Annotated in this window: 16 protein-coding genes and 1 pseudogene; 14 read left to right on the top strand and 3 right to left on the bottom strand. The window is 70.6% G+C overall.

The features are described 5' to 3' along the window. Window positions 1-18: 18 nt before the first annotated feature. Window positions 19-2,580 carry an EAL domain-containing protein gene (locus AB0B63_RS08195; RefSeq protein ID WP_357015746.1) on the top strand — a complete coding sequence of 854 codons (2,562 nt, stop codon included), beginning with the start codon at window positions 19-21 and terminating at the stop codon, window positions 2,578-2,580. Window positions 2,581-2,610: 30 nt separating this feature from the next. Here AB0B63_RS08195 and AB0B63_RS08190 read toward each other — a convergent pair whose 3' ends face one another. Next, window positions 2,611-3,630, bottom strand: a complete 1,020-nt coding sequence (locus AB0B63_RS08190) for a LacI family DNA-binding transcriptional regulator (RefSeq protein WP_208567296.1) — start codon at window positions 3,628-3,630, stop codon at window positions 2,611-2,613. A gap of 386 nt (window positions 3,631-4,016) precedes the next feature. Here AB0B63_RS08190 and AB0B63_RS08185 point away from each other — a divergent pair, with 386 nt between their 5' ends. The 8 genes and pseudogenes from AB0B63_RS08185 to AB0B63_RS08150 all read left to right on the top strand — a co-directional run bounded on the left by AB0B63_RS08185 (window position 4,017) and on the right by AB0B63_RS08150 (window position 15,463). Beyond that, complete coding sequence (locus AB0B63_RS08185) at window positions 4,017-5,297, top strand: extracellular solute-binding protein (protein ID WP_357015742.1); 1,281 nt, start codon at window positions 4,017-4,019, stop codon at window positions 5,295-5,297. A gap of 145 nt (window positions 5,298-5,442) precedes the next feature. Next, window positions 5,443-6,342 carry a sugar ABC transporter permease gene (locus AB0B63_RS08180; protein ID WP_357015977.1) on the top strand — a complete coding sequence of 300 codons (900 nt, stop codon included), beginning with the start codon at window positions 5,443-5,445 and terminating at the stop codon, window positions 6,340-6,342. A gap of 55 nt (window positions 6,343-6,397) precedes the next feature. Then, window positions 6,398-7,303, top strand: a complete 906-nt coding sequence (locus AB0B63_RS08175; RefSeq protein ID WP_244252305.1) for a carbohydrate ABC transporter permease — start codon at window positions 6,398-6,400, stop codon at window positions 7,301-7,303. Further along, entirely contained in the window at window positions 7,300-9,777 is a 2,478-nt protein-coding gene (locus AB0B63_RS08170) for a glycoside hydrolase family 2 protein (protein WP_357015738.1), read from the top strand. The genes AB0B63_RS08175 and AB0B63_RS08170 overlap by 4 nt, the downstream gene beginning before the upstream one ends. A gap of 239 nt (window positions 9,778-10,016) precedes the next feature. Further along, window positions 10,017-12,059 (top strand): FAD-dependent oxidoreductase, encoded by a 2,043-nt coding sequence (locus AB0B63_RS08165; protein ID WP_357015735.1) that lies wholly within the window; start codon window positions 10,017-10,019, stop codon window positions 12,057-12,059. Between the two features lie 161 nt (window positions 12,060-12,220). Beyond that, window positions 12,221-13,150, top strand: a complete 930-nt coding sequence (locus AB0B63_RS08160; RefSeq protein ID WP_357015732.1) for an acetyltransferase — start codon at window positions 12,221-12,223, stop codon at window positions 13,148-13,150. A gap of 184 nt (window positions 13,151-13,334) precedes the next feature. Continuing rightward, a pseudogene (locus AB0B63_RS08155) lies at window positions 13,335-13,661 on the top strand (metalloregulator ArsR/SmtB family transcription factor); the annotation flags it as partial. 137 nt (window positions 13,662-13,798) lie between these two features. Continuing rightward, complete coding sequence (locus AB0B63_RS08150; RefSeq protein WP_357015729.1) at window positions 13,799-15,463, top strand: SulP family inorganic anion transporter; 1,665 nt, start codon at window positions 13,799-13,801, stop codon at window positions 15,461-15,463. Window positions 15,464-15,598: 135 nt separating this feature from the next. Here AB0B63_RS08150 and AB0B63_RS08145 read toward each other — a convergent pair whose 3' ends face one another. Then, window positions 15,599-16,069, bottom strand: a complete 471-nt coding sequence (locus tag AB0B63_RS08145) for a DUF2690 domain-containing protein (RefSeq protein ID WP_357015726.1) — start codon at window positions 16,067-16,069, stop codon at window positions 15,599-15,601. A gap of 141 nt (window positions 16,070-16,210) precedes the next feature. On the opposite strand from AB0B63_RS08145, the gene AB0B63_RS08140 reads away from it, so the two are divergent. After that, on the top strand, window positions 16,211-17,272 hold the full coding sequence (locus AB0B63_RS08140) for a helix-turn-helix domain-containing protein (RefSeq protein WP_357015723.1): 1,062 nt from the start codon (window positions 16,211-16,213) through the stop codon (window positions 17,270-17,272). A gap of 23 nt (window positions 17,273-17,295) precedes the next feature. Here the strand turns inward: AB0B63_RS08140 and AB0B63_RS08135 are convergent, their stop codons facing one another. After that, window positions 17,296-18,693: a stress response protein gene (locus tag AB0B63_RS08135; protein ID WP_208567288.1), complete on the bottom strand. Its 1,398-nt coding sequence runs from the start codon at window positions 18,691-18,693 to the stop codon at window positions 17,296-17,298. A gap of 488 nt (window positions 18,694-19,181) precedes the next feature. Between AB0B63_RS08135 and AB0B63_RS08130 the strand changes: the two genes are divergently transcribed. Genes AB0B63_RS08130 through AB0B63_RS08115 form a run of 4 tightly spaced genes read left to right on the top strand, consistent with a single transcriptional unit; the run spans window position 19,182 to window position 26,270 of the window. Then, a complete protein-coding gene (locus AB0B63_RS08130) occupies window positions 19,182-20,684 on the top strand; it encodes a class I SAM-dependent DNA methyltransferase (protein ID WP_357015720.1) in 1,503 nt (500 codons plus the stop codon). Continuing rightward, on the top strand, window positions 20,681-22,174 hold the full coding sequence (locus AB0B63_RS08125) for a class I SAM-dependent DNA methyltransferase (protein ID WP_357015717.1): 1,494 nt from the start codon (window positions 20,681-20,683) through the stop codon (window positions 22,172-22,174). Before AB0B63_RS08130 ends, AB0B63_RS08125 begins: the two co-directional genes overlap by 4 nt. Beyond that, window positions 22,171-23,343, top strand: a complete 1,173-nt coding sequence (locus AB0B63_RS08120) for a restriction endonuclease subunit S (protein WP_357015714.1) — start codon at window positions 22,171-22,173, stop codon at window positions 23,341-23,343. Before AB0B63_RS08125 ends, AB0B63_RS08120 begins: the two co-directional genes overlap by 4 nt. Then, complete coding sequence (locus AB0B63_RS08115; protein ID WP_357015711.1) at window positions 23,340-26,270, top strand: type I restriction endonuclease subunit R; 2,931 nt, start codon at window positions 23,340-23,342, stop codon at window positions 26,268-26,270. The genes AB0B63_RS08120 and AB0B63_RS08115 overlap by 4 nt, the downstream gene beginning before the upstream one ends. Window positions 26,271-26,318: the final 48 nt, after the last annotated feature.

The following is a 26,318-nucleotide window of genomic DNA, read 5'->3' as shown; positions in this document are numbered from 1 at the left end:
CTCACGAAGGCGACCGCCGTGACCGTCGCTCACCTCCTCCGTCGCTTCCCGTCCGCGCCGACCACGCTGTCGGTGCTGGTCGCGCTCCTGGCCGGTGCCAGCCTGGCCGGTCTCCTCCGGCCACTGGCGGCGACCACCATGGCCGGCGCGGTCGGTTGTGCCCTGGCCACCGTCCGGCTGTTCCGGTCGGCCGCCACCTCCCGTCGGTCCCGCCTGGCCGCCGCCCCGCTCAACGTCGCGGTGACGGTGGTCGGGCTGACCGTGGCGGTGTTGCCACTGGTGCCGACGTCCTGGCGGGCCGGGGTCGTGGCGACCGGGTTCGGCGCGGTCGCCCTGGCCGGTGCGGTCGGGCTGCTCCTGCTGCCCGGCCATGTCCGGTTGAGCTCCCGGGCCCGGCTGCGCCGTGGGGTGGACGTGCTCGGGTCCGGCACCGCCCTGCTCTTCGCCGGCTGGGTGCTGGTCCCGCCCGGCCCGGTGCCACCGGTGGTCCGGGTGGTCACCGTGGTCGGCGCGGTCGGACTGGCCGGGCTGCTGGTGAGCGCGCTGGCCGACCGCCGTCGTCGCCCGGGGGCGGCCCGCTGCCGGGTCGGGGTGGCGGCCGTCCTGCTCGGGCTGGCCGTCCTGGTGGGGCTGTTCGCCTACCGGACGTCGGAGGTGTCGCTGCTGACGGCGGTGCCGTTGCTGGTCGGTGGGGCGTTGCTGACCGCGGCGGGGATGGCCCGGGTCGCGGCGGGCGACCCGGCCGACCCGGCGGGTCCGCCGCCGGCCTGGCCCCGGGTGACGGCACCGGCGGTGGTGGCCACCGTGGCGGCGGGCGGGCATCTGGCGTTCGCCGACGGGTTCACCCCGACCGCTGTCCTGCTGGGGCTGGCGGTGATCCCGTCGCTGGTGGCCCGGGAGTTGATCTCCGTGACCGACAACCGCCGGTGGGCCGGGCGGCTGGCCGCCCGGGAGGCGTACTTCCGGACGTTGGTCTCCGGGGGTCGTGACCTGGTGGTGGTCCTCGACGACGGGCTGCGGGTGCAGTGGCTCTCGGCGGCCGGTGAGCGCTGGTTCGGGCTGCGCCAGGACGACGTGTGCGGGCTGCCGCTGGCCGGGTTGCTGCACCCCGACGACGCGCCGGGGGTCCTGGCCCGACTGGCCGCCCGGTCCGACGGCGGTGCGCCGCCGCTGCTGGTGGCCCGGATGCGTACCGGCGACGGCGGCTGGCGGGAGATCGAGTCGACGGTGAGCGACCAGCGTGCGGTGCCGGAGGTGGCCGCGGTGGTGCTGCACGTCCGCGACGTCGGGGACCGTCGCCGACTGGAGCGGGAGCTGCGGCGGGTCGCGGCCACCGACCCGCTCACCGGGTTGGCCGACCGGCAGGAGCTGCTGCGCGTGCTCGGCGCGCGGGGTGGCCCACCCGGTGCCCTGCTGCTGGTCGACGTGCACGTGCCCGTCCCGACGCAGGGTGGTCCGGCGCCGGTGGGCAGCGACGCCCTCCTGGTCACCACCGCCCGCCGGCTGCGCGACGTGGTCGGCCCCCGGGACCTGGTCGCCCGGTTGTCCGCGGAGGAGTTCGCGGTGGTCACCGACGCCGGGTCGGTGCCGGCGTACGCGTTGGGCGAACGGCTGCTGGCCGCATTGACCGAACCGTGCCTGGCACCGACCGGGATGGCCCGGTTGCGGGTCGGCGTGGGCCTGACCGAGCTGACCGGGGCGGCACCGCAGGACGTGCTGCGCCAGGCCGACCTGGCCCGTCGCCGGGCCGTGCAGCTGGGTCGCAACCGGATCGAGTGGTACGACGCCTGCCTGGAGGAACAGCTGGTCCGTCGGCTGGACCTGGAACGGGAACTGCCCGGTGCGGCGGCCCGGGGTGAGCTGGACCTAGTCTACCAGCCGGTGCTGGCGTTGGCCGATCGGCGGCCGGCCGGCATCGAGGCGTTGCTGCGGTGGCGCAGCCCGGTGCTGGGCACGGTGCTGCCGGCCGAGTTGCTGCCGGTCGCCGAGGATCTGGGTCTGCTCGGTGAGTTGGGGCGGTGGGTGCTGGACCGGGCCTGTCGGCAGCTCGCCGACTGGTCGACCGGGGGGCGGGAGCTGTGGTTGGCGGTCAACCTGACGTTGGCCGAGCTGTTGGCCCCGGATCTGGTGCCCCGGGTGGAGGCGGTCCTGGCCGGGCACGGCTTGCCGGCGGAACGGCTGGTGCTGGAGATCGCCGAGTCGAGGCTGGGCGCGGACCTGCCGACGGTGGTGGCCCGGTTGGCCGGGCTCCGGTCGATGGGGGTGCGTGTCGCGTTGGACAGTTTCCGGGCGGAGCACGCCTCCCTGGCGCAGTTGCGTCGGTTGCCGATCGACCTACTCAAGGTGCAGCCCCGGCCGGCCGGGCCGGATGCGGAGACCCGCCCGCTGATCGACGTGGTGGTGGGCCTGGGGGAGCGGTTGGGGGTGACCGTGGTGATGGCGGACCTGGAGTCGGAGCCGGAGGTCGACCGGGCGACCCGGGCCGGCTGCCGGTACGGCCAGGGCTTCGCGTTGGCCCGTCCGGCCACCGCCGAGCGGGTCGAGGCGTACTTCGAGGAGTTCCCCACGTCCTCCCGGTGACCTGCGTCGGTACGACGTGGCTTAACCGGTTCACCTGACCCGGGGCGGCGCGGTGCTGCCGCGCGGGGTCAGGTGCGCCGTCTCGTCCTGGAGCCCGCCCACCGACTCCCCGGCGATGACGGCGAGCAGTTGACGGGCCGCGTGCGCGCCGTAGGCGGGGATGTCCCGGCCGAGCGCGGTCAGCGGCGGGTGCACCAGTTGGCACAGGGGCGAGTCGTCCCAGGCCACGATGGACAGATCGGCGGGTACGCCGAGGCCCATCTCCTGCGCCACGGAGAGCCCGGCGATCGCCATCACGTCGTTGTCGTAGATCACCGCGGTCGGGCGTCGGGCGGAGCTGAGTAGCCGCCGGGTGGCGCGGGCGCCCTCCTCGCCGGTGTAGTCGGACCACACGGTCGCCGCGTCGGTGAGGCCGAGCCGGCCGCACACCTCGGCGAAGGCGTCGGTGCGGATCTCGGTGTGCAGCAGCGAGGGCAGCCCACCGACCCGGGCGATCCGGCGGTGGCCGAGGGCGACCAGGTATTCCACCGCCTCGGCCAGCGCCGCCGCGTCGTCGGCCCAGACGTGGGCCAGGGTGCCGGTGTGTCCCGGTCCGCCGATCACCACGGCGGGCAGTTGCAACTCCTCCAGGGCGGGCACCCGGATGTCGTTGGTCCGCAGGTCGCAGACGAGTACGCCGTCGACGCGCCGCTCGGCCCACCAGCGTCGGTAGACCGCGATCTCCGCCTCCTGGTCGGCGACCACCTGGAGGGTCAGGGCGTACGACCGGGCGGAGAGTTCGGCCTCGACGCCGCTGATCAGCTCCATGAAGAACGGTTCGATGCCGAGTATCCGGGCCGGTCGGCACAGGGCCAGGCCGACCGCGTCGGCGGTGGCGCCGGAGAGTGCGCGGGCGGCGCTGCTGGGGCTGAAGCCGATCTCGGCGGCGATCGCCAGGATGCGTTGCCGGGTGGCCTCCGAGACCCCCGGTTGCCCGTTGAGCGCGTACGACACCGCGCCCTTGGACACTCCGGCGCGTCGGGCGACGTCGGCGATGGTCGGCCGCTTCACCGGTGTGTCTCCTCCACTTCTCACGGCCTGGGTGGGCCGTCGACGGGGGCCGGGATCACCGGCGGTGCCCACGCTACCGGTGCCTGGTCCGGTCGACGCTCCCGGCCGGGGTGCTCCGCCATTACCGCTGAGCGGGATTCGCTTGCCCGGTTAAGCGTACGCGGCGGGAGGTGCGTGGCGGCGGTATACCAGCGCGCCGAGCAGGGCGGGGAGGCACTCCGGCCCTGCCCTCACGGGCCGATGGGCACGCCCAGGTTGCCGGTTCGAGGCGCTGTTGACCGGCCGTTGACACCGTGTGGGGTGGCCCGTACGGTGGCCTCACTTATCCGGTTCAGTCAACGCCTGTCGATGTCATGGGCGTCCCCGATGTGTGCGCGGAGGATGAGATGAAACGGTCCTGGACCCACTGGGCGCGCGCGGCGGCGGTCGGCGTCGTCAGCCTGACGATGGTCGCCGCGTGCAGCGGCCGGAGCACCACCGACTCGGGCGGCGGAGGCGGCCAGGTCACCCTGAAGATCAATTTCTGGGGCGACTTCGGTCTCCAGGACCTCAAGACCCGCTACGAGGCCGACCACCCCAACGTCAAGATCCAACTCAATTCGGGCGAGTACAACGCCCAGCACGAGGATCTCCAGAAGAAGCTCGTCGCCGGTTCCGGCGCGGCCGACATCGCCGCCATCGACGAAGGCTTCATGGTCCAGTTCCGTAGCCAGTCCGACAAGTTCGTCAACCTGCTCGACAAGGGCGCCGGCTCCTACGAGAGCAAGTACCTGCCGTGGAAGTGGAAGCAGTCGTTGTCGGCAGACGGCAAGACCCAGATCGGCCTCGGCACCGACGTCGGCGGCCTGGCCATGTGTTACCGCACCGACCTGTTCGCCGCCGCCGGGCTGCCCACCGGGCGGGACCAGGTCTCCGCCCTCTGGCCCACCTGGGACAGGTTCATCGAGGTCGGCCAGCAGTACACCGGCCGGACGAAGAAGAAGTTCCTCGACTCCGGCACCAACCTGTTCAACCCGATCCTCGGCCAGCAGCCCGTCGGCTTCTACGACGACCAGGAACAGCTCCGGATGGAGCAGGGTCCCAAGGTCGCCTTCGACTACACGATCACGGCGGTCCAGGCCGGACTGTCGGCCAACCTGGCCAGCTTCCAGGCCGACTGGGACAAGGGCTTCACCGCCGGCTCGTTCGCCGTCCTCGCCTGCCCGGCGTGGATGCTCGGCCACATCAAGGACACCGCGCCCGGCACCCAGGGCAAGTGGGACATCGCCGCGGTGCCCGGTGGCGGCGGCAACTGGGGTGGCTCGTTCCTCACCATCCCCAAGCAGGGCAGGCACGTCGACGAGGCATACCAGCTGCTGGAGTGGCTGGTCCAGCCGGAACAGCAGATCGAGATCTTCAAGAAGGTCGGCAACCTGCCCTCGCAACCCGCGCTCTACGCCGACCCGGCGATCGCCGATTTCAAGAACCCGTTCTTCAACGACGCGCCGGTCGGGCAGATCTTCCCCAAGATGGCGCAGGGGCTGACCCCGCAGTACCTGGGCAGGAAGAACGGCCCGACCCGGGTGGCCGTGGAGAACGTCATCAACCGCGTGCAGAACAAGACCCTGAAGCCGGACGCCGCCTGGGCCGAGGCGGTCAAGGAGGCCGAGAAGGCCCGCACGTCCTGACCGTCCGCCAGCCCCGTCCCGTCCCCGGAGGTGTCCCGTGCCCACCACCCGAGCCGCGCCGCCGTCGAGTCACCACCCCGGGTCGGCATCCGCCGCCGGGACGGGTCGCCCGTCAGGCTGGCGCGACCGGCTGTACCGCTTCGACATGCGCTACCTGCCGTACCTGATGATCGCGCCGTTCTTCCTGCTCTTCGGGGTGTTCGGGCTGTTCCCGTTGCTGTTCAACGGGGTCGTCGCGCTACGCAACTACCGGCTCGACGACCCGACCCTGCCCTACTGGGCCGGCGTCGCGAACTTCACCAGGCTGCTCGGCGACGAGGACTTCTGGAACGCGCTCTACAACACGTTCGGCATCTTCCTGCTCTCCTCGGTGCCCCAGTTGCTGCTGGCGCTGGTGGTCGCGTCGCTGCTCAACCGCAAACTGCGGGCGCAGACCTGGTGGCGGGTCGGGGTGCTGCTGCCGTACGTCACCCCGATCGTCGCCTCGACGATGGTGTTCAGCGCGTTCTTCTCCCGCAGTTTCGGGATGGCGAACTGGCTGCTCGCCGAGGTGGGCATCGGCGGGACGGGGGACGCGGCGATCGACTGGCGGGCCGACAAGCCGCACGCCTGGATCGCCATCGCCACCATGGTCAACTGGAAGTGGATCGGCTACAACGCCCTGCTCTACCTGGCCGCCATGCAGTCCATCCCGCGTGACGTCTACGAGGCATCGGCGATCGACGGGGCCGGCCCGTGGCGGCAGCTGTGGCGGATCACCGTACCGATGATCCAACCGGTCATCGTCTTCACGGTGGTGCTGTCCACCATCGGCGGGCTGCAACTGTTCACCGAGCCGATGCTGTTCGACCTGAACGCGCAGGCCGCCACCGGCGGACCTAACGGCGAGTGGCAGACCATCGCCCAGCTCATCTACAAGGTCGGCTGGAAGGACCTCAACCTCGGCTACGCCGCCGCGATGTCCTGGGCGCTGTTCCTGATCATCCTGCTGGTGACCGGCCTCAACACCCTGCTCACCAACCGCCTGTCCGGCGGTCGCCGGTGAGCGCGAGGAACGTAGCGCAGCGGAGTCCCGCAGTCGCGAGCGGAAGGGGACACCGATGACCGCCGTCGCACCGCCACGGCCCACCGGTCCGGCACGCAGGCGGCGCCGGCCCGCCCTGTCGGGGCGCGCGCCGCAGGACACCCCGGCCGGTCTCGGCACGTACCTGCTGCTGTCGTTGACCTTTCTGTTCGCCGCGTTCCCGCTGTACTGGATGTTCGTCATCGCCACCAGCGACGACGAGGCGCTGGCCAAGCTGCCCCCGGCGGTCGTCCCCGGCAACCGGTTCCTGGCCAACCTGGAGGAGGTCTTCTCGCTCCAGGACGTCTACTTCGCCGCCTCCCTGGTCAACAGCGTCATCGTGTCGACCGTGGTGACCGCCTCGGTGCTGTTCTTCTGCTCGCTGGCCGGGTTCGCCTTCGCCAAACTGCGGTTCCGGGGCAGCGACACGCTGATGCTCCTGGTGGTGCTCACCCTCACCGTCCCCAACCAGCTCGGCATCGTCGCGCTCTACATCGTGATGGGCCGGCTCGGCTGGAACGGCACCCTGCTGGCGGTGATCGCGCCCGGTCTGGTCACCGCGTTCGGGGTGTTCTACATGCGGCAGTTCATCGTCAACGGCGTGCCGGACGAGCTGGTCGAGTCGGCCCGGGTCGACGGGGCGACCACCATGCGGATCTACCGCAGCATCGTGTTGCCGGCGATCCGCCCGGCCCTGGCCGTGCTGGGCCTGCTCACCTTCGTGGCGACCTGGAACGACTTCCAGTGGCCACTGATCACGCTCAGCGGCACCGACTACCCGACCTCGATGGTGGCCGTCTCCGATCTGGCGAGCGGCAACTACGTCATCTACCGTCGGGTGCTCGCGGGGGCGTTCATCGCCACGGTGCCGCTGCTGGTGATGCTCTTCGTCGGCGGCCGGCAGATCGTCCGGGGAATCATGGAAGGCGCGGTGAAATCGTGAACCGTCTGGCGTTGCACGAGGGTTGGCAGTTGCGCGCGGTGTCCGGGCCGCAGGTGCCCGACGCCGTCGCCGGGCGGTCGATACCCGCCACCGTGCCGGGGTGTGTGCACACCGACCTGCTCGCCGCCGGCCTGATCGACGACCCCTACCTCGACGACAACGAGACGGCGTCGGCCTGGATCGGCCGCACCGACTGGGAGTACGCGACCACCTTCGTGCACCGGCCCGGCGACGACGACCGGGTCGACCTGGTCTGCGCCGGGTTGGACACGGTCGCCACGATCACCCTCAACGGCGTCGAGGTCGGCCGCACCGCGAACATGCACCGGTCGTACCGGTTCGACGTGGCCTCGGCGTTGCGGCTGGGGGAGAACACCCTCGCGGTCCGGTTCGACTCGGCGTACCGCTATGCCGGGGAGCAGCAGGAACGGCTCGGCGACCGGCCCAACGCCTACCCGGAGCCGTTCGCGTTCATCCGCAAGATGGCCTGCAACTTCGGGTGGGACTGGGGGCCGACGGTGGTGACCGCCGGGATCTGGCAGGAGATCGGGCTGCACGCCTGGTCCACCGCCCGGCTCGGCACCGTCCGTCCACTGGTGACGGTCGTCGACGGCCGGGGCCGGGTCGAGCTGCACGTCGCGGTGGAGCGGGTGACGGACACGCCGCTGACCGTCCGCGCCGAGGTCGCCGGGGTGACCGGCGAGGCGACCGTCGCGGCCGGGCGGCGCACGGCCGTGCTGACGCTCACCGTCGCCGACCCCGAGCTGTGGTGGCCCCGGGGGTACGGCGCACAGCCCCTGCATCCGCTGGCGGTGACCCTGGCGTCGCCCGACGGTCGCCCGCTGGACACCTGGTCGCAGCGGATCGGGTTCCGTTCGGTACGCCTCGACACCACCCCCGACGCCCACGGCACCCCGTTCACCCTGCACGTCAACGACGTGCCGGTGCTGGTGCGGGGGGTCAACTGGATTCCCGACGACGCGTTCCCCACCCGGGTCACCCGGGACCGGCTGGCGCACCGGTTCACCCAGGCCGCCGAAGCCAACGTCAACCTGCTGCGGGTCTGGGGCGGCGGGCGTTACGAGTCGGACGACTTCTACTCCCTCGCCGACGAGCGGGGCCTGCTGGTGCAGCAGGACTTCCTGTTCGCCTGCGCGGCCTACCCGGAGGAGGAGCCGTTCGGCACGGAGGTCGAGGCGGAGGCGCGGGAGCAGGTGACCCGGCTGGCCGGGCATCCGTCGCTGGTGCTGTGGACCGGCAACAACGAGAACATCTGGGGCTGGCACGACTGGGATTGGCAGGAGCCGCTGGCCGGGCGCACCTGGGGGCGGGGCTTCTATCTGGACCTGCTGCCCCGGGTGGTGGGCGAGCTGGACCCGACCCGCCCGTACTGGCCGGGCAGCCCGTGGTCGGGTGTCGAGGACATCCACCCCAACGACCCGGCGCACGGCACCACCCACATCTGGGACGTGTGGAACACCGACGACTACACGAAGTACCGCGAGTACGTCCCCCGGTTCGTCGCCGAGTTCGGCTACCAGGCGCCCCCGGCGTACGCGACGCTGCGCCGGGCGTTGTCCGACGAGCCGCTGGCGCACGACTCGCCGGGGATGGCCCACCACCAGAAGGCGGCCGACGGGGACGCCAAGCTGCAACGGGGTCTCGACGCGCACCTGCCCGTCCCGGCCGATTTCGACGACTGGCACTACCTGACCCAGCTCAACCAGGCGCGGGCCATCCAGTTGGGGGTGGAGCACTTCCGGTCGCACCGGGACGTCTGCTCCGGCACCATCGTCTGGCAGCTCAACGACTGCTGGCCGGTCACCTCGTGGTCGGCCGTCGACGGTGACGGTCGCCGCAAACCCCTGTGGTACGCGTTGCGCCGGGCGTACGCCGACCGGTTGCTCACCGTCCAGCCCCGCGACGGTGGGCTGGCCCTGGTCGCGGTGAACGAGACCGGTGACCCGTGGCGGGCCCCGGTGACGGTGACCCGGTCGACGTTGACCGGCGAGCCGAGGGCGAAGACGTCGTACCCGCTCGACGTGCCGGCGTACGCGGCGGTGGCGGTGCCGTTGCCGGCGGACCTGGCGGTGGCGGAGGAGGAACGCCGGGAACTACTGGTCGCCGAGGCCGGTGCCAGCGCCGTGCGGGCGTTGTGGTTCTTCGCCGAGGACCGGGACGCGCGGTGGCCGGCGGCCCGTTTCGACGCGACGGTGGAGCCGGTCGTCGGCGGGCAGCGGGTCCGGGTCACCGCGCGGACCGTGCTGCGTGACCTGACGCTCTTCCCGGACCGGCTCGACCCGGCCGCCGAGGTCGACGCGGCGCTGGTCACCCTGCTGCCGGGGGAGTCGGTGACGTTCACGGTGACCTGCGGTGCGCCGCTGGACCCGGCGGCGTTGACCGCCCGGCCGGTGCTGCGCTGCGTCAACGACCTGGTGGACGACGCGGCTTTGGCTCCGGCTCCGGAGAGCTGACCGGACTACCCGGGTGCCCGTTCCACAGGCCCGGCCCGGCCACCCCGACCCACGCCGGGTCAGCAACCCGGCGGCGGCCGGAGCCAGCAGGCCAGCGGCGGCCGGAGTCCGGCTCCCGTTTCGGCGCGGGGGAGGAGGGCTCCGGTCCGCCTCTTGACACCCCCGACTCGATCAGCGAGGGTCGATGCGTTCCGGGTGCGGCGGCGCGCTCCTCCCCTCGTCTGCGAAGGGCAGCCGTGATGTCGCCTGCGTTCACCCGCCGTCAGCTGATCCGCCTCGGCGGGGTCACCCTCGTCGTCGCCGCCGGCACCGGTCCCGGGCTTCCCGCCCCGGCCGCCGGCACCGGCTTCGGCCTGCCGGCCCTGACTGCCGGCACCGTCACCGTCGACCTGGTGGTCTACGGGGCCACCTCGGCCGGCATCGTCGCCGCCGTGCAGGCACACCGGTTGGGGCGCACCGCAGTGATCGTCGAACCGGGCAGCCACGTCGGCGGGCTCACCACCGGTGGGCTCGGCTACACCGACAGCGGCACCAGCGCCGCCATCGGCGGTCTAGCCGGGGAGTTCTACCGCCGGGTGTACGCCAGGTACCAGGGTGTCCCGGTCACCCCCGACTCGCCGATGCGGCTGGTCTTCGAGCCGCACGTGGCCGCCGGGGTCTTCGACGAGCTGCTCACCGAGCACGGGGTGCCGGTCTACCTGAACGCGCGGCTGACCGCCGTGCAGCGCAGTGGGGACCGGATCACCGGCCTGGTCACCGACAATGGGCAGCTCTTCACCGGTCCGATGTTCGTCGACGCGACCTACGAGGGTGACCTGATGGCCGCCGCCGGGGTGGCGTACACGGTCGGACGGGAGGCCAACACCGCGTACGGCGAGACGATCAACGGGGTGCAGCTGCGCGGGGCACACCAGTTCACCCTGCCGGTCGACCCGTACGTGGTGCCGGGCAGCCCGGCCAGCGGGCTGCTCCCCGGCATCTCCGCCGCCCCGGTCGGGAGCAACGGCACCGGTGACGACCGGATCCAGGCGTACAACTTCCGGATGTGCCTGACCCAGGCCGCCGGTCGGGTCCCGTTCCCGCAGCCGGCCGGCTACGACCCGGCCGACTACGAACTGCTGCTGCGGTACGTGCAGGCCGGGTACACCGGGCCGTTCTTCACCACGCAGAGCGTCGGTGGCGGCAAGACCGACTCGAACAACACCGGGGCGTTCTCCACCGACTTCATCGGCGCGAACTACGCCTACCCGACGGCGACCCGGGCGCAGCGGGACAGCATGGTCGCCGACCACCTGACGTACCAGCAGGGGCTGATGTGGTTCCTGGCCAACGACCCCCGGCTGCCGGCGTCGGTCCGGGCGGGGGTGGCCCGCTGGGGCCTGGCCGCCGACGAGTTCACCGCCACCGGCGGGTGGCCCCCGCAGCTCTACGTCCGCGAGGCCCGCCGGATGGTGTCGGCGTACGTGATGACCGAACGGGACTGCCGGGGCAGCGTACGGGCCGCCGATTCGGTCGGGTTGGCCAGCTACACCATGGACTCGCACAACTGCCAGCGGGTGGTGGTCGACGGGTTGGTGAAGAACGAGGGCGACGTGCAGGTCGGGGTGCCCGGCCCGTACCCGATCAGCTACCGGTCTATCGTGCCGACCACCGGGCAGTGCGCCAACCTCCTCGTCCCGGTCTGCCTGTCGGCCAGCCACATCGCCTACGGCTCGATCCGGATGGAACCGGTCTTCATGATCCTCGCCCAGTCCGCGGCGACGGCGGCGCTGCTGGCGGTGGATGCCGGGGTGCCGGTGCAGCAGGTCGACGTCGCCGCCCTCCAGGCCCGGTTGCGCCGGGACGGGCAGATCCTGAGCTGGCCGCCCACCGCCGACGGTGAGATCGTGGTGGACAACCGGGCGGCCGGGGTCACCCGGGCCGGAGTCTGGGTGGGCAGCACCGCCATCGGCGGCTACTGGGGGTCGGACTACGAGCACGACGGCAACACCGGCAAGGGCGTCAACCGGCTGCGGTTCACCCCCGCCCTGCCGACGGCCGGGAGTTGGGCGGTCCAGTTGCGCTGGACGGCCGACCCGAACCGGGCCGGCAACGTCCCGGTCGACGTGGTGCACGGCGGTGGGGTGACCACCCGGGTGGTCGACCAGCGCGGCTCGGGCGGGCAGTGGGTGTCGCTGGGGACGTACCAGTTCCCGGCGGGTACGGCCGGCAGCGTGCTGATCCGCACCGAGGGCACCGACGGTTACGTGGTCGCCGACGCGGTCCGCTTCGTCCCGGCCTGACCCGTCGGCGGTGTTGCGGCCGTGCTGGCGCGTCGAGTACGTTTTGCGGCACGCCGTCGAGCCGGAAGGAGGTCAGAACAATGTCCGATGTTCTGCGCCCCCTCCGCGTCCCGGCGTCCACGCGGATCTGACCGGGGCGTTCGCTTTCCGGAGGATTCCCCATGACCGACCTGGTCATCCGCCCGCTCGTCGCGGGCGAGGAAGATCTGTTCGAGTCCATGCCCGACCCGCTGCCCCAACTGCGCAAGGTCGGTTACGCCGACGGTGTCGCCGGGGGTGGCTACCGACCCGAGCGCACCTGGATCGCCCTGCGGGACGGCCGGGTGGTGGGCCGGGCCGCGTGGCTCCTGCCACCCGGAGTTGCCGGCACGCCCTGGTTGGACCGCTTCGACCTGGCCGCCGGGCCGGAGGTGGGTGCGGCACTGCTGCGCGCGGCCCACGAGGCGCTCGGTGGTCCGCACCGGTACTACGCCGGCCTGCCGGCGCACTGGCGGCGTCGGCCGGAGGTGTTGGCCGTGGTCCGGGCACCGCTGGCGGCGGCCCGGCTCGCCGGGCTGGTCGAGCGGGGTGAGCGACTCCGGTGCTCGTGGGCGGGCACCCCACTTCCGGCACCCTCCGGCCGTCACGCCTTCCGTCCGGCCACCGACACCGGCGAGATCGACGCCCTGGTCGCCCGGATAGCCGACCCGGACGTGCTGACCGGCCGGGAGATCGCCCAGGCGGTGGCCGGGGTGGACCTGGCCAGGGATCCACGGGCCTGGCTGGCCGGCCCGGCCACGAGCTGGCGGGTCGCCCTGGCCGCCGGGGAGCCGGTGGGGTTGGCCGGGCCGACCGGGGATGCCTGTTTCCCGATGCTCGGCTACGTCGGCGTGCTCGATCCGTCGGCGCGCGGCGACCTGCTGGCCGACTCGGTCGTGGCGTTGGCGGCCGACGGCGCCCGGGAGGTGGTGGCCGACGTGGACGCCCACCGGGTGGCGGTGGTCGCCGAGCTGGAACGTACCGGTTTCCGGCAGTTGCGCTCCCGGTTGATCTTCGAGCCGGCCGACGGTGCGCTGTCGGCGTCGACCAGCGATCCGGGGCGGCCGCGCTGACCACTGCGGCCGTGCTTGGTCGGCCGGGCGTCGACTGACCCTTGCGGTGTGCCCCCGACAGGTCCGCCGGGGGCACACCGCGCGATCCGCCCCGAAGCGGGAGTCACGAACCACGCGACAGGTGAATTGAAGAATTGTGCAAGTGCTAAAGTCTTCACGTCGTCGAACGGGAAGAAGGTCGCCGGTGTCGGTGCCGCTGTACCAGGCCAAGGCGGAGCTGTTCCGCACCCTCGGTCACCCCGTACGCATCCGGGTGCTCGAACTCCTCCAGGACGGGCCGAAGCCGGTCCGCGACCTGCTCGCCGTCATCGAGGTCGAGCCGTCCAACCTGTCCCAGCAGCTCGCCGTGCTGCGCCGGGCCGGCATGGTCACCTCCTACCGGGACGGCCCGCTGGTCATGTACTCGCTGAGCACCCCCGACGTGGCCGACCTGCTGGCCGCCGGCCGACGCATCCTCGGCACCGTCCTCACCGACCGCGACGCCCTCCTCGACGAACTCCGCGCCGGCACCGCCACCGCCACCGCCACCGCCGACCCGGTCGCCGGCAGCACCGCAGCCACACCCGCCGCCGGACCGTCCGGTCCCGTCGTGGCCGGCGACGGGCCCCGTACCCCCGCCACGAACGGCCCACCGACCCGGCCCGGCCGGTGAGCGCCGCCGCCGTCGCCGACCGGATCCTCGGCCTGCTGCCCGACCGCGCCGACTGGCAGGCGGTACGCCGGGCACCCCGCCGGGACCTGGTCGCCGGGCTGACCGTGGCCGTGGTGGCCCTGCCGCTCGCCCTCGCCTTCGGCGTCACCTCCGGGCTGGGTGCGCAGGCCGGGCTGGTCACCGCCGTCGTCGCCGGGGCGGTGGCGGCCGTGTTCGGCGGCTCCCACCTCCAGGTCTCCGGCCCCACCGGGGCGATGACCGTGGTGCTGGTGCCGGTGGTGCAGCAGTTCGGCCCGACCGGGGTGCTGATGGTCGGCGCACTGGCCGGGCTGCTGCTGATCGCCCTCGCCCTGGCCCGCCTCGGCCGCTACGTCCGCTACCTGCCCACCCCCGTCATCGAGGGCTTCACCGCCGGCATCGCCGTGGTCATCGCCCTGCAACAACTCCCCGCCGCGCTCGGGGTGACCGACGCGCACGGCGACCGGGTGTGGGCCGTCGCCGCCGACGCGGTCGCCCGGTTCGTCGTGCACCCCCGGCCGGTGGCGCTGGCCGTCGCGCTCGGGGTGGCGGCGCTGATGCTGCTCGGCGCACGCTTCCGGCCCGGCGTACCCTTCTCGCTGCTCGGGGTGGCCGCCGCCACGGTGCTCGCCGAGACCCTCCCGCTCGACCTGGTCCGGATCGGGGCGCTGCCGCAGGGGTTGCCCGCGCCGTCGCTGGGCTTCCTCGACCCCGGCGCGGTCGGCGTGCTGCTGCCGTCGGCGCTGGCGGTGGCCGCGCTCGCCGCGCTGGAGAGCCTGCTGTCGGCCACCGTCGCCGACGGGATGACCGTCGGGCAACGGCACGACCCGGACCGGGAACTGTTCGGTCAGGGCCTGGCCAACCTCGCCTCGCCGCTGTTCGGCGGCATCCCGGCCACCGCCGCGATCGCCCGCACGGCGGTCAACGTCCGCGCCGGGGCGTCGTCGAAACTGGCCGCGTTCACCCACGCGGTGGCGCTCGCCGCGATCGTCCTCGCCGCCGCCCCGCTGGTCGGCCGGATTCCGCTCGCCGCGCTGGCCGGGGTGCTGCTCGCCACCACGGTACGGATGGTCGAGGCCGGGTCGCTGTGGGCGTTGGCCCGCGCCACCCGGGGCGACGCCCTGGTGCTGGTGCTCACCTTCGTCGTCACGGTCGCCTGGGACCTGGTCACCGCCGTCGCCGTCGGGGTGGCCGTGGCGGTGGTGATCGCGCTGCGCGCGGTGGCCCGCAGCGCCCGGCTGGAACAGGTCCCGCTCGACCGGGGGGAGCACAGCGCCGAGGAGCACGCCCTGCTGGCCGAGCACATCGTGGCCTACCGGCTGGACGGGCCGCTGTTCTTCGCCGCCGCACACACCTTCCTGCTGGAGTTGTCCGAGGTCGCCGACGTCCGGGTGGTCATCCTGCGGATGTCGCGGGTGTCGGCGCTGGACGCCACCGGCGCACACGTGCTCGGCGACGCCGTCCGGCGACTGCGGGGCCGGGGGATCACCGTGCTGCTCTCCGGCATCACCCCCGACCACGACCAGGTGTTGGCGACCCTCGGGGTGGCCGACGAGCTGCGCCGCGCCGGCCTGGTCTTCGCCGACACCCCGGCGGCCATCGCCCACGCCCGGGACCTGCTGCGCGGCACCGTCACCACCTGACGGTGGCCGGCCGGCGCACGCGGCGGTGGGCGACCACCGTCACCCACCGCCGCCCGGTGGGCGGCGCGCACCTCGCCGCCCCGTCGTCGCCCCGGCCGGCCCGCAGCCGCCCCGGTCAGGCCGGAGCCGTAGCGGTCAGGCGCAGAGCGGCGTGCTGGTGTACGTGGTGCCGTTGTAGACGACCTCGCCGACCGCGCAGATCGTCGAGTTCTGGCCGTCAAGCTGGTCGCCGTAGTACTGGGCACCGGTGCCGCCGTACCACGGCGTCGACTTGCGCGGGCTGTCCCGGTAGACGGTGACCTGGACCCGGTTCGGGGTCACCCGGTTGCTGATCCTGCCCCAGTTGGTGCCGCAGGCGGCGCTGTACCGCAGCTCCACCACGGCCAGGGTGGTCGCGCCCTTCACGATGTACGCCGGCTGGCTGGTCGCGTTGCGGGCGTCGGCCGAGCACTGGGTGTTGATCGGGTCGGTGCCGTCGCAGCCGGTGGTGGGGCAGCCGGCGCTCGCCGGGCTCGCCACGAGCAGGCTCGCGGCGACCAGGGCGCCGGCGGCCAGGGTGGCCACCGTCCGGTGGACAGCCCTCGACGTTCGGGGTGCGGTGGTCATCGTTCCTCCGATGTGGATGGTCGACTTTCGGACCGGGTTGGGTCGACTCCCATCTCTACCTTCCGTCGACGGTCGTCTCTACGCTGTGTGGCGTTGGACAATCAATAGCCGGCGCTGGTCAATCAACCCCGAGGAGTCACGGTGGCCCGGACGGAGCGCCCGCTCGATCCCGACGCCGACCCGGTGCAGGCGTTCGCCGCCGAGCTGCGCAGCCTGCGCGACCGGGCCGGTCGGCCGACGTACCAGGCGATGGCCCGCCGGGCCCACCGGTCGTCCAGCTCGCTGTCCGAGGCGGCCGGCGGCCGGAAGCTACCCACCCTGGACACCACCCTGGCGTACGTCCGGGTGCTCGGCGGCGACGAGGCGGCCTGGGCCCGGCGCTGGCACCGGGTCGCCGCGAGTACCCCCGACCCGGCGGCCGACGACCGCGAACCCGGCACCGCCCAGTCCCCGCCCGCTGCCGATTCCCTGTCCACCGTCGAGCCCCTGCCCGTCGCTGGTTCCCCGCCTACCGTCGAGCCTCGGCCCGCCGTCGAGTCCTCGCCCGCTACTGAGTCCTCGCCTGCTGCCGAGTCCTCGCCCGACGGCCGACCGGCGCTTGCGGTGCCGGCCGGTCGGTCCGATCGTCGGCTGCTGCTCCCCGCCGCCGGGGCGGGCCTGCTCATGGTGCTCGCCGTCGGCCTGGCCTCGATCGGCTGGCGCTCCGTCGACCAACCGCCGGTCACCTCGGCCACGTCCGGCCCACCCGCCGGGGTGCCCGACCCGACACCCACCGGGTCCGCTCCCGCCCTGCGGGTGCACGACGGGGCGGACCCCAAGGACGCCGGGTGTGCCGCCGACCCCGCCGTCACCACCGTCGACAGCGCGGCGGTGCTGATCGACGAGCGGGTAATCGGCCTGGTGGAGCTGAGATACTCACCGGTCTGCGGGGCGAGCTGGCCCCGGTTCATGCCGGCCCCGGCGGGCACCCCGACCGTGCCCCGGCCGGCCCGGGTGGTGCTCGCCGTCACCGACGGGGACACCCCGGCCCGCAGCCACGACTTCACCATCGACTACGCCGGCATCTCCGCCTACGGCAACCTGCTCACCAGCACCCGGACCTGCGTCTGGGCCGAAGTGCGGATCACCGGCGCGGGCTGGACGTCACCGCCGGCCCGGACCGGCTGCTACCGGGGTGCCACCCAGGTCCGCCCGATCCCCTGAACCCGCCCCGGCAGCCGTCCCGGTCATTCCCCCGGCTGGCCGACGCCCGCGCGATGCTCGGACCCTGCGGGCGGGGTGTCGAACTCCGGGTTGTCCTGGGAGGAGATGGCGGTGGAAACGAGACTGGCGGCCACCGGCTGCACAGGGGTGACGTCATCGGGGGTACGCAGCCGGGGCGGCGCGGGCATCCACGGTTTGAGGTTCTGGATGATCTGCTCGTAGAAGTCGTCGATCGAGTGCAGCACCGAGTCGATGAACGCACCCCGGCCACTGCCGCGCTTGGTGCCCGCCGTGGTGCTCTGGGCGACCCGGAAGGCCCGCAGTTCACGGGACGGATCGGTGACCAGCGTGGTGGGCTCCTCGCGGACCCGACGTAGGAGGTCCGTGGCCCCGCCGCCCCGGGCGTGCATGGCGAACGCCTCGATCCGTACGGTGTCCGGCGCGTCCTTCAGCTGGCGGACCAACCAGTTCACCCTCGTCGTCGGCCGACCGGAGCGGGGGGCGTCCACGTCGACATGGCAGACGATCTGCCCAGCCCGCAGGTCGGCCATGACCTGGAGCGCTCCGACCGCACCAGGAATCCTGATGCTGCCGGTCAGGGTGCCGGTGGTGACGAGTTGGTTCACCAACGACTGGGTGCGGGCGGCCGGGTCGGCCAGGTCCCGGCGACTCAACGCCGGGGTCACCTCGGTGCCCAACTGTCGACCGAGACGCAGGCAGGCATAGCGGATCAGCGCGTCGAAGCGGCCGGCCACCTCCGCCGCGCCGCCGTCGTTGGCCCGTAGCGTCCCGGCGGACACCCCGTCGCGTACCGACACCCACGCCGGTCCCATGTCGCTGAACTCCAGCGCGCCGGAGCGGGGGTGCTCCAGATACCTGATCAGCTCGCCGAGGACCCACGCCTGGTCCGGGTCGGCGACGCCGCGATACTCCTTCTGGATCACCGCCTGGGTCAGGATCTCCGACCAGGGCAGGTGGTACAGGGCGACCTTGCGCAGCTTGCGGCGGTCGACGACGGTCGGGTGCTGGCCCGGTACGGGGGCGATCTCGTTGGAGATCGTGATCAGGGCGTCGAAACCCTGCTCCCGCGCGATGTCGAGGTACGCCTCCAGCTGGTCGGTCTTCAGCACGTTGCTGCCGGTCTTGACCTCCACCAGGGCGGTCCACTGGCGCTGTCCCCGGGTGACGCGGATCAGGCCGTCCGGGAAGAGTTGCTGGGTGCCGAGCTTGAAGGGGACCTCGATGAAGGTCTGCACCGTGCCGGCCGGCGCACCGAGGGACTGGGTCAGGACGCGCCCGAACTCCCGTACCGCGCTCATCACCGCCAGCAGGGCGGAGGTCGCCCGGCGTTCCTGTTCCTCTGCGCCGTTGATGCCTGAGGTGGGGATGAGGCGGGCGGCGAGCCAGGTCTCCTCGGACATGCGATGACTCCTCGTGAAGGCGGTGGTACGAGAAGTTACTCGGCGAACCGGGGAGAAACCGGCGCGACTGTCGGCGCGATCGCACCGAAGAAGCTGCCGGGTCGGACGGCAGCCGATCCGCCCGGCTGTCAGCGGCTGTCGAACGGCGATGTCGACATCGCCGCTTCGGTCCTTGACGGCACTTCTATCAGGTAGTCGACTGCGGCCGGTCAGCGAAGCTGGATGTTGGCTCGACGAGTCGGGGCGGCCAGAAGGGCGCTGCTCTGCGCTGGCCGATGCTGGGAACGCGGGAGCCGCCTGACAGCACGCAGAACTCGCTCGGGCGGAATCTCTCGCTGCGCATAGTTGCGACTACGGTGGGACCGGCGCGAGCGCCAGCACGCGGCCCGTGAGGAGACACCACCGAGTATGACCGTGAACGGGTACCTGTCATGACCGACCGATTCGCGCGACCCCCCGTGTCCGCCCGGGACACACTGGCCGTCCCGTTGAGCCTGTCTGAGCTGGAGCAATATCTGGCCAGGGCTGCTGATCTGCTGCGCGGCAGCATCGACCAGGCGGACTTCAAGGCGTACATCTTCCCGCTGGTGTTCTTCAAGCGGATCAGCGACGCCTACACCGAGGAGTATGAGCGGGCGCTCGCGGAGTCGGACGGTGACCACGAGTACGCCTCGTTCGCCGAGAACCACCGTTTCGGCATTCCGGAGGGCAGCCTCTGGGAAGACGTGCGTGTCCGCACCCAGAATGTGGGGCAGGCCCTGGTGACCGCCTTCCGGGCGATCGAGAAGGCCAACCCGGACGTGCTGTACGGCATATTCGGCAGTGCCGCCTGGACGAACAAGGACAAGCTGCCCGATGCCAAGCTGCGCGATCTCATCGAGCACTTCTCGACCAAGACGTTGAGCAACGCGGTCGTCGCACCGGATGTGTTCGGGCAGGCGTACGAATATCTCATCAAGCGGTTCGCGGACCAGTCCAACAAGAAGGCCGGCGAGTACTACACCCCGCGCCCGGTGGTGAAGCTGCTCGTCGACATCCTCGACCCGCAGGAGGGTGAGACGGTCTACGACCCGGCGTGCGGCACGGGCGGCATGCTCATCGAGGTCATCGAGCACGTGAAGCGCCAGGGTGGCCGGCCGCAGACCCTCTGGGGCAAGCTGTTCGGCCAGGAGAAGGTGCTCGCCACCTCCGGCCTCGCCAAGATGAACCTGCTCCTGCACGGCGTCGAGGACTTCAAGATCGCCCAGGAGGACACGCTCCGGTCGCCGGCCTTCTACGACGGCTCGCGCCTCGCCCAGTTCGACTGTGTCATCGCCAACCCGCCGTTCTCCCTGAAGAACTGGGGCGACGTGGCCTGGGGCACCGACCCGTGGGGCCGCAACCGCCTGGGGGGAGTACCGCCCAAGGGTTATGCCGACTGGGCCTGGGTCCAGCACATGATCGACTCGGCGTCGCCCGGGACCGGTCGGGTCGCCGTCGTGCTGCCGCAGGGCGCGTTGTTCCGCCAGGGTGCCGAGGGGCGCATCCGTGAGTTCGTCTTGAAGGCGGACCTGGTGGAGGCCGTGATCGGTCTCGCACCGAATCTCTTCTATGGCACCGGCCTCGCCGCCTGCGTGCTCATCCTGCGCCGCCGCAAGGCCGACGAGCGCAAAGGCAGGGTGCTGTTCGTCAACGGCGAGACGCTGTTCAAGCGCGGCCGAAACCAGAACACCCTCGAACCCGGGCACGCCGACATCCTGCTGCGCGCCTGCCGGGAGTTCGCCGAGGCGCCCGGCCTGGCGGCGGTCGCCACGCTCGACGACATCCGGGCCCACGGCTACAACCTCAACATCCCGCTGTACGTCGCCCCCGCCGACGGGGGCGACCAGCCGACCCTGGAGCAGGCCCTGACCGACCTCGAAGCGGCCCACGCCGCTGCCCGGGAGACCCGCGCCGCGTTGGAAGCCGAACTCGCCCGGTGGGGCCTCGCCCCGACGGAGGTGACGGCGTGAGCGCCCGCATCACCCAGCGCGAACTGGAGTCGTACCTGTGGGGCGCAGCCGTCGTGCTGCGTGGCCTCATCGATGCCGGCGACTACAAGCAGTACATCTTCCCGCTGGTCTTCCTCAAGCGGCTCTCCGACGTCTACGACGAGGAGCATGCAGCCGCGCTGAAGGTCTACGGTGACGACGAGTTGGCCGACCTGCCGGAGAACCACCGTTTCGCCATCCCCGACGGTGCCCACTGGCAGGACGTCCGCAAGGTCGCGAGCGACGTGGGCGCGGCGATCCTCACCGCCATGCGGGCGATCGAGTCGGCCAACCCGGACACTCTTGCCGGTGTCTTCGGCGACGGCGACTGGGGCAACAAGAATCTGCTCCCCGACGCGACCATCAAGCAGCTCGTCGAGCACTTCTCCACCAAGACGCTCACGGTGGCCAACCTGCCCGAGGACGAACTCGGTCAGGGGTACGAGTACCTCATCAAGAAGTTCGCCGACGACTCCGGCCACACCGCGCAGGAGTTCTACACCAACCGCACCCTCGTCCACCTGATGACGATGATGCTCAGGCCCGAGCCGGGGGAGTCGGTCTACGACCCGACCTGCGGCACCGGTGGCATGCTCATCTCCACCGCCGCCGAGCTGCGCCGCCAGGGCAAGGAGTGGCGCAACCTGCGCCTGTACGGGCAGGAACTCAACTACGGCACGTCGGCCATCGCCCGAATGAACCTGTTCCTGCACGGCATCGCCGACGGCCACGTCGCGCACGGCGACACGCTCACCAAGCCCGCCTTCCTCGATCGCGGTGGTCAGCTGAGGACCTTCGACGTGGTGCTGGCCAACCCGCCGTACTCCATCAAGGCGTGGAACCGCACCGCGTTCACCAACGACCCGTACGGCCGAAACATGTGGGGCGTTCCGCCGCAGGGCCGCGCCGACTACGCCTTCTTCCAGCACATCGCCGCCAGCCTCGACCAGAGGACCGGCCGCGCCGCGATCCTCTTCCCGCACGGCGTGCTGTTCCGCCGGGAAGAGGCGGCTCTGCGCGAGAAGTTGGTGCGGTCCGACCTGCTGGAAGCCGTCATCGGACTCGGAGCCGGGCTGTTCTACAACTCGCCCATGGAGGCCGTGGTGGTCACGCTGCGCGCCAGTAAGTCCGCCGAGCAACGCGGCAAAGTTCTCTTCATCAACGCGGTCAACGAGGTCGCCCGCGAGCAGGCACAGTCATTCCTGCGTGAGCATCATCAGAAGAGGATCCTGACGGCTTACGAGGCGTTCGCCGCTGAAGACGGATTCGCCGCAGTCGCCACCCTCGATGAGATCGCCAATCAGCAGTACAGTCTAGCGATTCCGCTCCATGTAGCACATGACACTGCCGCTGATGAGGCTGACCAGATGAGCGTTTCCGCAGCGGCAACCCTGTGGCTGGCTGCAGCTACCGATGCTGACATCGCGATTGACGGTTTGCTCGCCTTCGTGCGAAAGGAGCTGTCTCGGTGACGCTCAGCCTTGACAAGAGTAGTTGGAGGCGGGTCGCCTTGGGGGACATTGCGGCGTCTTCCAAAGAGAAGGTGGATCCTGGCTCGGGCGTCGTTGATCGGTACGTTGCTGGCGAGCACATGGATACGGACGACCTGAAGATTCACCGCTGGGGTCAAGTGGGCGACGGATACCTCGGGCCTGCCTTTCATCGGCGGTTCCATCCGGGCCAGGTGCTCTATGGCTCCCGTAGGGCCTATTTGCGCAAAGTGGCGGTCGCTGATTTTAGCGGGATTACTGCCAATACCACATTTGTCGTTGAGGCAAGGGGCTCCGGCCAGCTTTTGCAGAGCTTTCTACCCTTCGTGATGAAATCGGATGCATTTCACGCTTTCGCTGTTCGTGAGTCGAAGGGGTCGGTGAATCCATACCTCAACTGGTCTGACATTGCGCGTTACGATTTCGACCTTCCGCCGCTTCGCGAGCAAAGGCGCCTCGCCGAACTACTCTGGAGTGTTGAGCGTGACCGCCGTGCGGCGAATCGTGTGGTCTCGACAGTTGGTCGAGTCGTAGAAGAAGTAACTGATGCACTTCTCGCTGATCCGGTCTTCCCTGAGCGTCGCATCTCTGAAGTCCTGGAAACGTGTCAGTACGGGCTATCCGTGCGGGCTGCCGAAAACGGCACCTATCCCATGCTCCGCATGACGAATCTTGATGCGGGTTATGTGGTGGGTCGTGACCTCAAGTACTGCGAGCTTGGCGGTGCCGAACTCGCCGCCTATCGGGTTGCCAAGGGTGACGTGCTATTCAATCGGACGAACAGTTTTGAGCACGTTGGGCGGTCGGGTCTTTTTGAGTTGGATGGCGATTTCGTTTTCGCATCGTATTTGGTGAGGCTTCGACCCGATCCAAGTGTCTTGGATTCGAGATTTCTCAACTATTTCATTAATTCGAGGCTCGGCCAGAAGCGCATTCGGATGCATATTTCAAAGGGTGTTCAGCAGGCGAATATCAGCGCGAGCAAGCTCAAGTTGGTCAACCTGCCGCTGCCCAGCCTGGCGGAACAGCGCAAAATTGTCGATCGGATTGAGACCCTCAGTGATCAGCGGGATGCGGCGGTGAAGCATGTCTCTGCCGCTGGTGCGCTTTATGCGACTCTCAGTCGGGCGATCTTCGGAGATGAGAAATGATCTTCACCGAGGCAAACGCGGTCCGAGACTTTGTGCGGGATCTTGTCGCGTCTACCGACACTCAGTTCGTGGCCGGCAGGGAGTTGCCGCGTCGGGCGGACGAGGTGTTGCTGGAGGGGCCGGTCACGGAGGCGCTGCGGCGGTTGAACCCGGCGATCGAGGCCGACCCCCGGCGGGCGGACGAGGTCATCCATCATCTGCGCGCGATCATCCTGTCCGCCCGGCGAACGCCGAACCCGGTGGTGGCGAACGAGGAGTTCGCCGCGTGGCTGACCGGGCAGAAGTCGATGCCGTTCGGCCCGGCCGGGGAGCACATCACGGTCCGGCTCGTCGACTTCGACAGCCCGGAACCGAGCGCCAACCAGTGGATGATCTCCACGGAGGTGACGTACAAGGTCGGGCGGGTGGAGCGCCGCTTCGACCTGGTGCTGTGGTGCAACGGCTTCCCGCTGGTCGTGGGTGAGGCGAAGTCGCCGGTCCGGCCGGCGTACACCTGGATCGACGCGGCGGCGCAGATCAACGAGGACTACGAGGTCAACGTCCCCGCCTTCTTCGTGCCGAACGTGTTCAACTTCGCTACCGAGGGCAAGGACTTCCGCTACGGCTCGGTCGGCATGACCGTCGACCTGTGGGGTCCGTGGCGGGAGGAATCCGACGATGACGTCCCGGCACCAAGCGGCCTGGCGGCGGTGCGCGAGGCCGTCAAGGGCGTGCTCAGCCCGGCGGCGGTGTTGGACTTCCTGCGGTTCTTCACGGTGTTCGCCACGGACAAGAAGCACCGCAAGATCAAGATCATCGCCCGCTTCCAGCAGTTCCAGGCGACGAACCTGATCGTCGAGCGGGTGCTGACCGGCGAGATCAAGCAGGGCCTGATCTGGCACTTCCAGGGTTCGGGCAAGTCGCTGCTCATGGTGTTCACCGCGCAGAAGCTGCGGGCCACGGCCGGGCTGACGAACCCGACTGTGATCATCGTGGTTGACCGAATCGACCTGGACACGCAGATCACCGGCACGTTCAACGCCTCCGACGTGCCGAACCTCGTCTCCACCGACAGCCGTCGAGAGTTGCAAGCCCTCCTCGGTGCGGGGGCGCGCAAGGTCATCATCACCACCGTGCACAAGTTCGGCGAGGCACCCGGGGTGCTGGACGACCGCGACAACATCATCGTCATGGTCGACGAGGCCCACCGTTCCCAGGAGGGTGACTACGGACGCAAGATGCGCGAGGCGCTGCCGAACGCGTTCCTGTTCGGTCTGACCGGCACTCCCATCAACAAGCGCGACCGCAATACTTTTATGTGGTTTGGGTCCACTTTGGACGACGGTGGTTACCTGTCGCGGTACTCGTTCCAGGACTCGATCCGGGACGGGGCGACACTGCCGCTGCACTTCGAGCCGCGCCTGTCGGAGATCCACCTCGACGCGGCGGCGATCGACGCCGCGTTCGCGGAACTGGCCGAACAGCATGGGCTGACCGAGGCCGACAAGAGCACGCTGTCGCGGCGGGCCGCCTCGTTGGAGTCGCTGATCAAGGCCGACGGGCGGGTCCGCAGGATCGCCGCCGACATCGCCGGGCACTTCCGGGCCAAGGTCGAGCCGCAGGGCTTCAAGGCACAGGTGGTGGTCTACGACAAGCCGACCTGTGTCGCCTACAAGGCGGAACTCGACAAGCTCCTCGGCCCTGACGCCTCCACCGTGGTCATGAGCCACAGCGCGCGGGACCCGAAGGCATGGAAGGAATACACCCCCGACCGGGTCGAGTTGGAGCGGATCACCGCCCGGTTCAACGACCCGGCCGACCCGCTGAAGATCATCATCGTGACGGCCAAGCTGCTCACCGGCTTCGACGCGCCGATCCTCTACGCGCAGTACGTCGACAAGCCGCTCAAGGAGCACAACCTGCTCCAGGCGATCACCCGCACCAACCGGGTCTACCCGCCGAGCAAGACGCACGGTCTGATCGTCGACTACCTGGGCATCTTCGACGACGTCGCCAAGGCGTTCGCCTTCGACGAGAAGAGCGTTCAGCAGGTCGTCAGCAACATCGACGTGCTGCGGAACCAGCTCGGCCCGGCCATCCAGGCCGCGCTGGCCTTCTTTCCCGGCGTCGACCGGACCGTCGGCGGCTACGAGGGGTTGACCGCCGCGCAGACCGCGATCAGCAGCGACGCAGCCCGCGACGCCTTCGGCCAGGCATTCAGCGTCGTCGCCCAACTCTGGGAGACCCTCAGCCCCGACCCGATCCTCTCGACCCACCAAACCGACTACCGGTGGCTCACCGACGTCTACGAGTCGGTGCGGCCGGCGGACGTCGCCGGCCGGCTGGTGTGGCACACCCTCGGCGCGAAAACCCTGGAACTCATCAACGCGCACGTCACCGTTGAGGTGCCCCGCACCGACCTCGACACGATCGTCCTGGACGCCCAGGTGATCGAGGACCTGATGTCGGGCCGGCCGACGGACGTCGACCCCGTCGAGGTCGAAAAGTGGATTACCGCCCGCATCGCCAGGCACCTCGGTAATCCTGTCTTCATCGAACTCGGCAAGCGACTCACGGCCCTGCGGGAGAAGTACGCGCACTCCCAGCAGGCCAGCCTGGAGTTTCTCAAGGAACTGTTCCTCCTGGCCAAGGACACCGTGGCCGCAGAGAAGGAAGCCGCCGAGGTCCCCCGCGAGGACCAGGGCAAGGCGGCCCTGACGGAGCTGTTCCAGTCCCTCAAGGGCAGCGGAACCCCGATCATCGCCGAGCGCATCGTCGCCGAGGTCGACGAGGTCGTGCGGGCGGTGCGGTTCACCGGCTGGCAGGACACCCGCGACGGCGACCGCCTGGTCCAGCAGGCCCTCCGCAAGACCCTCTACATCAAGTTCAAGATCCGTGACCCCGATGTGTACGAGCGGGCTCTCGGCTACATCCGCGAGTACTACTGACAGCGGCTTGCCGGGTGCGGCGGGTCAGACGCCCGCCCCACCCGACTG

Origin of the sequence: Micromonospora sp. NPDC049081 (assembly GCF_040648835.1) — a bacterium.
GTDB lineage: Bacteria > Actinomycetota > Actinomycetes > Mycobacteriales > Micromonosporaceae > Micromonospora > Micromonospora antibiotica.
Note: the sequence above shows the minus strand (reverse complement) of the source record. Positions and strands in the feature narration are given on the sequence as shown.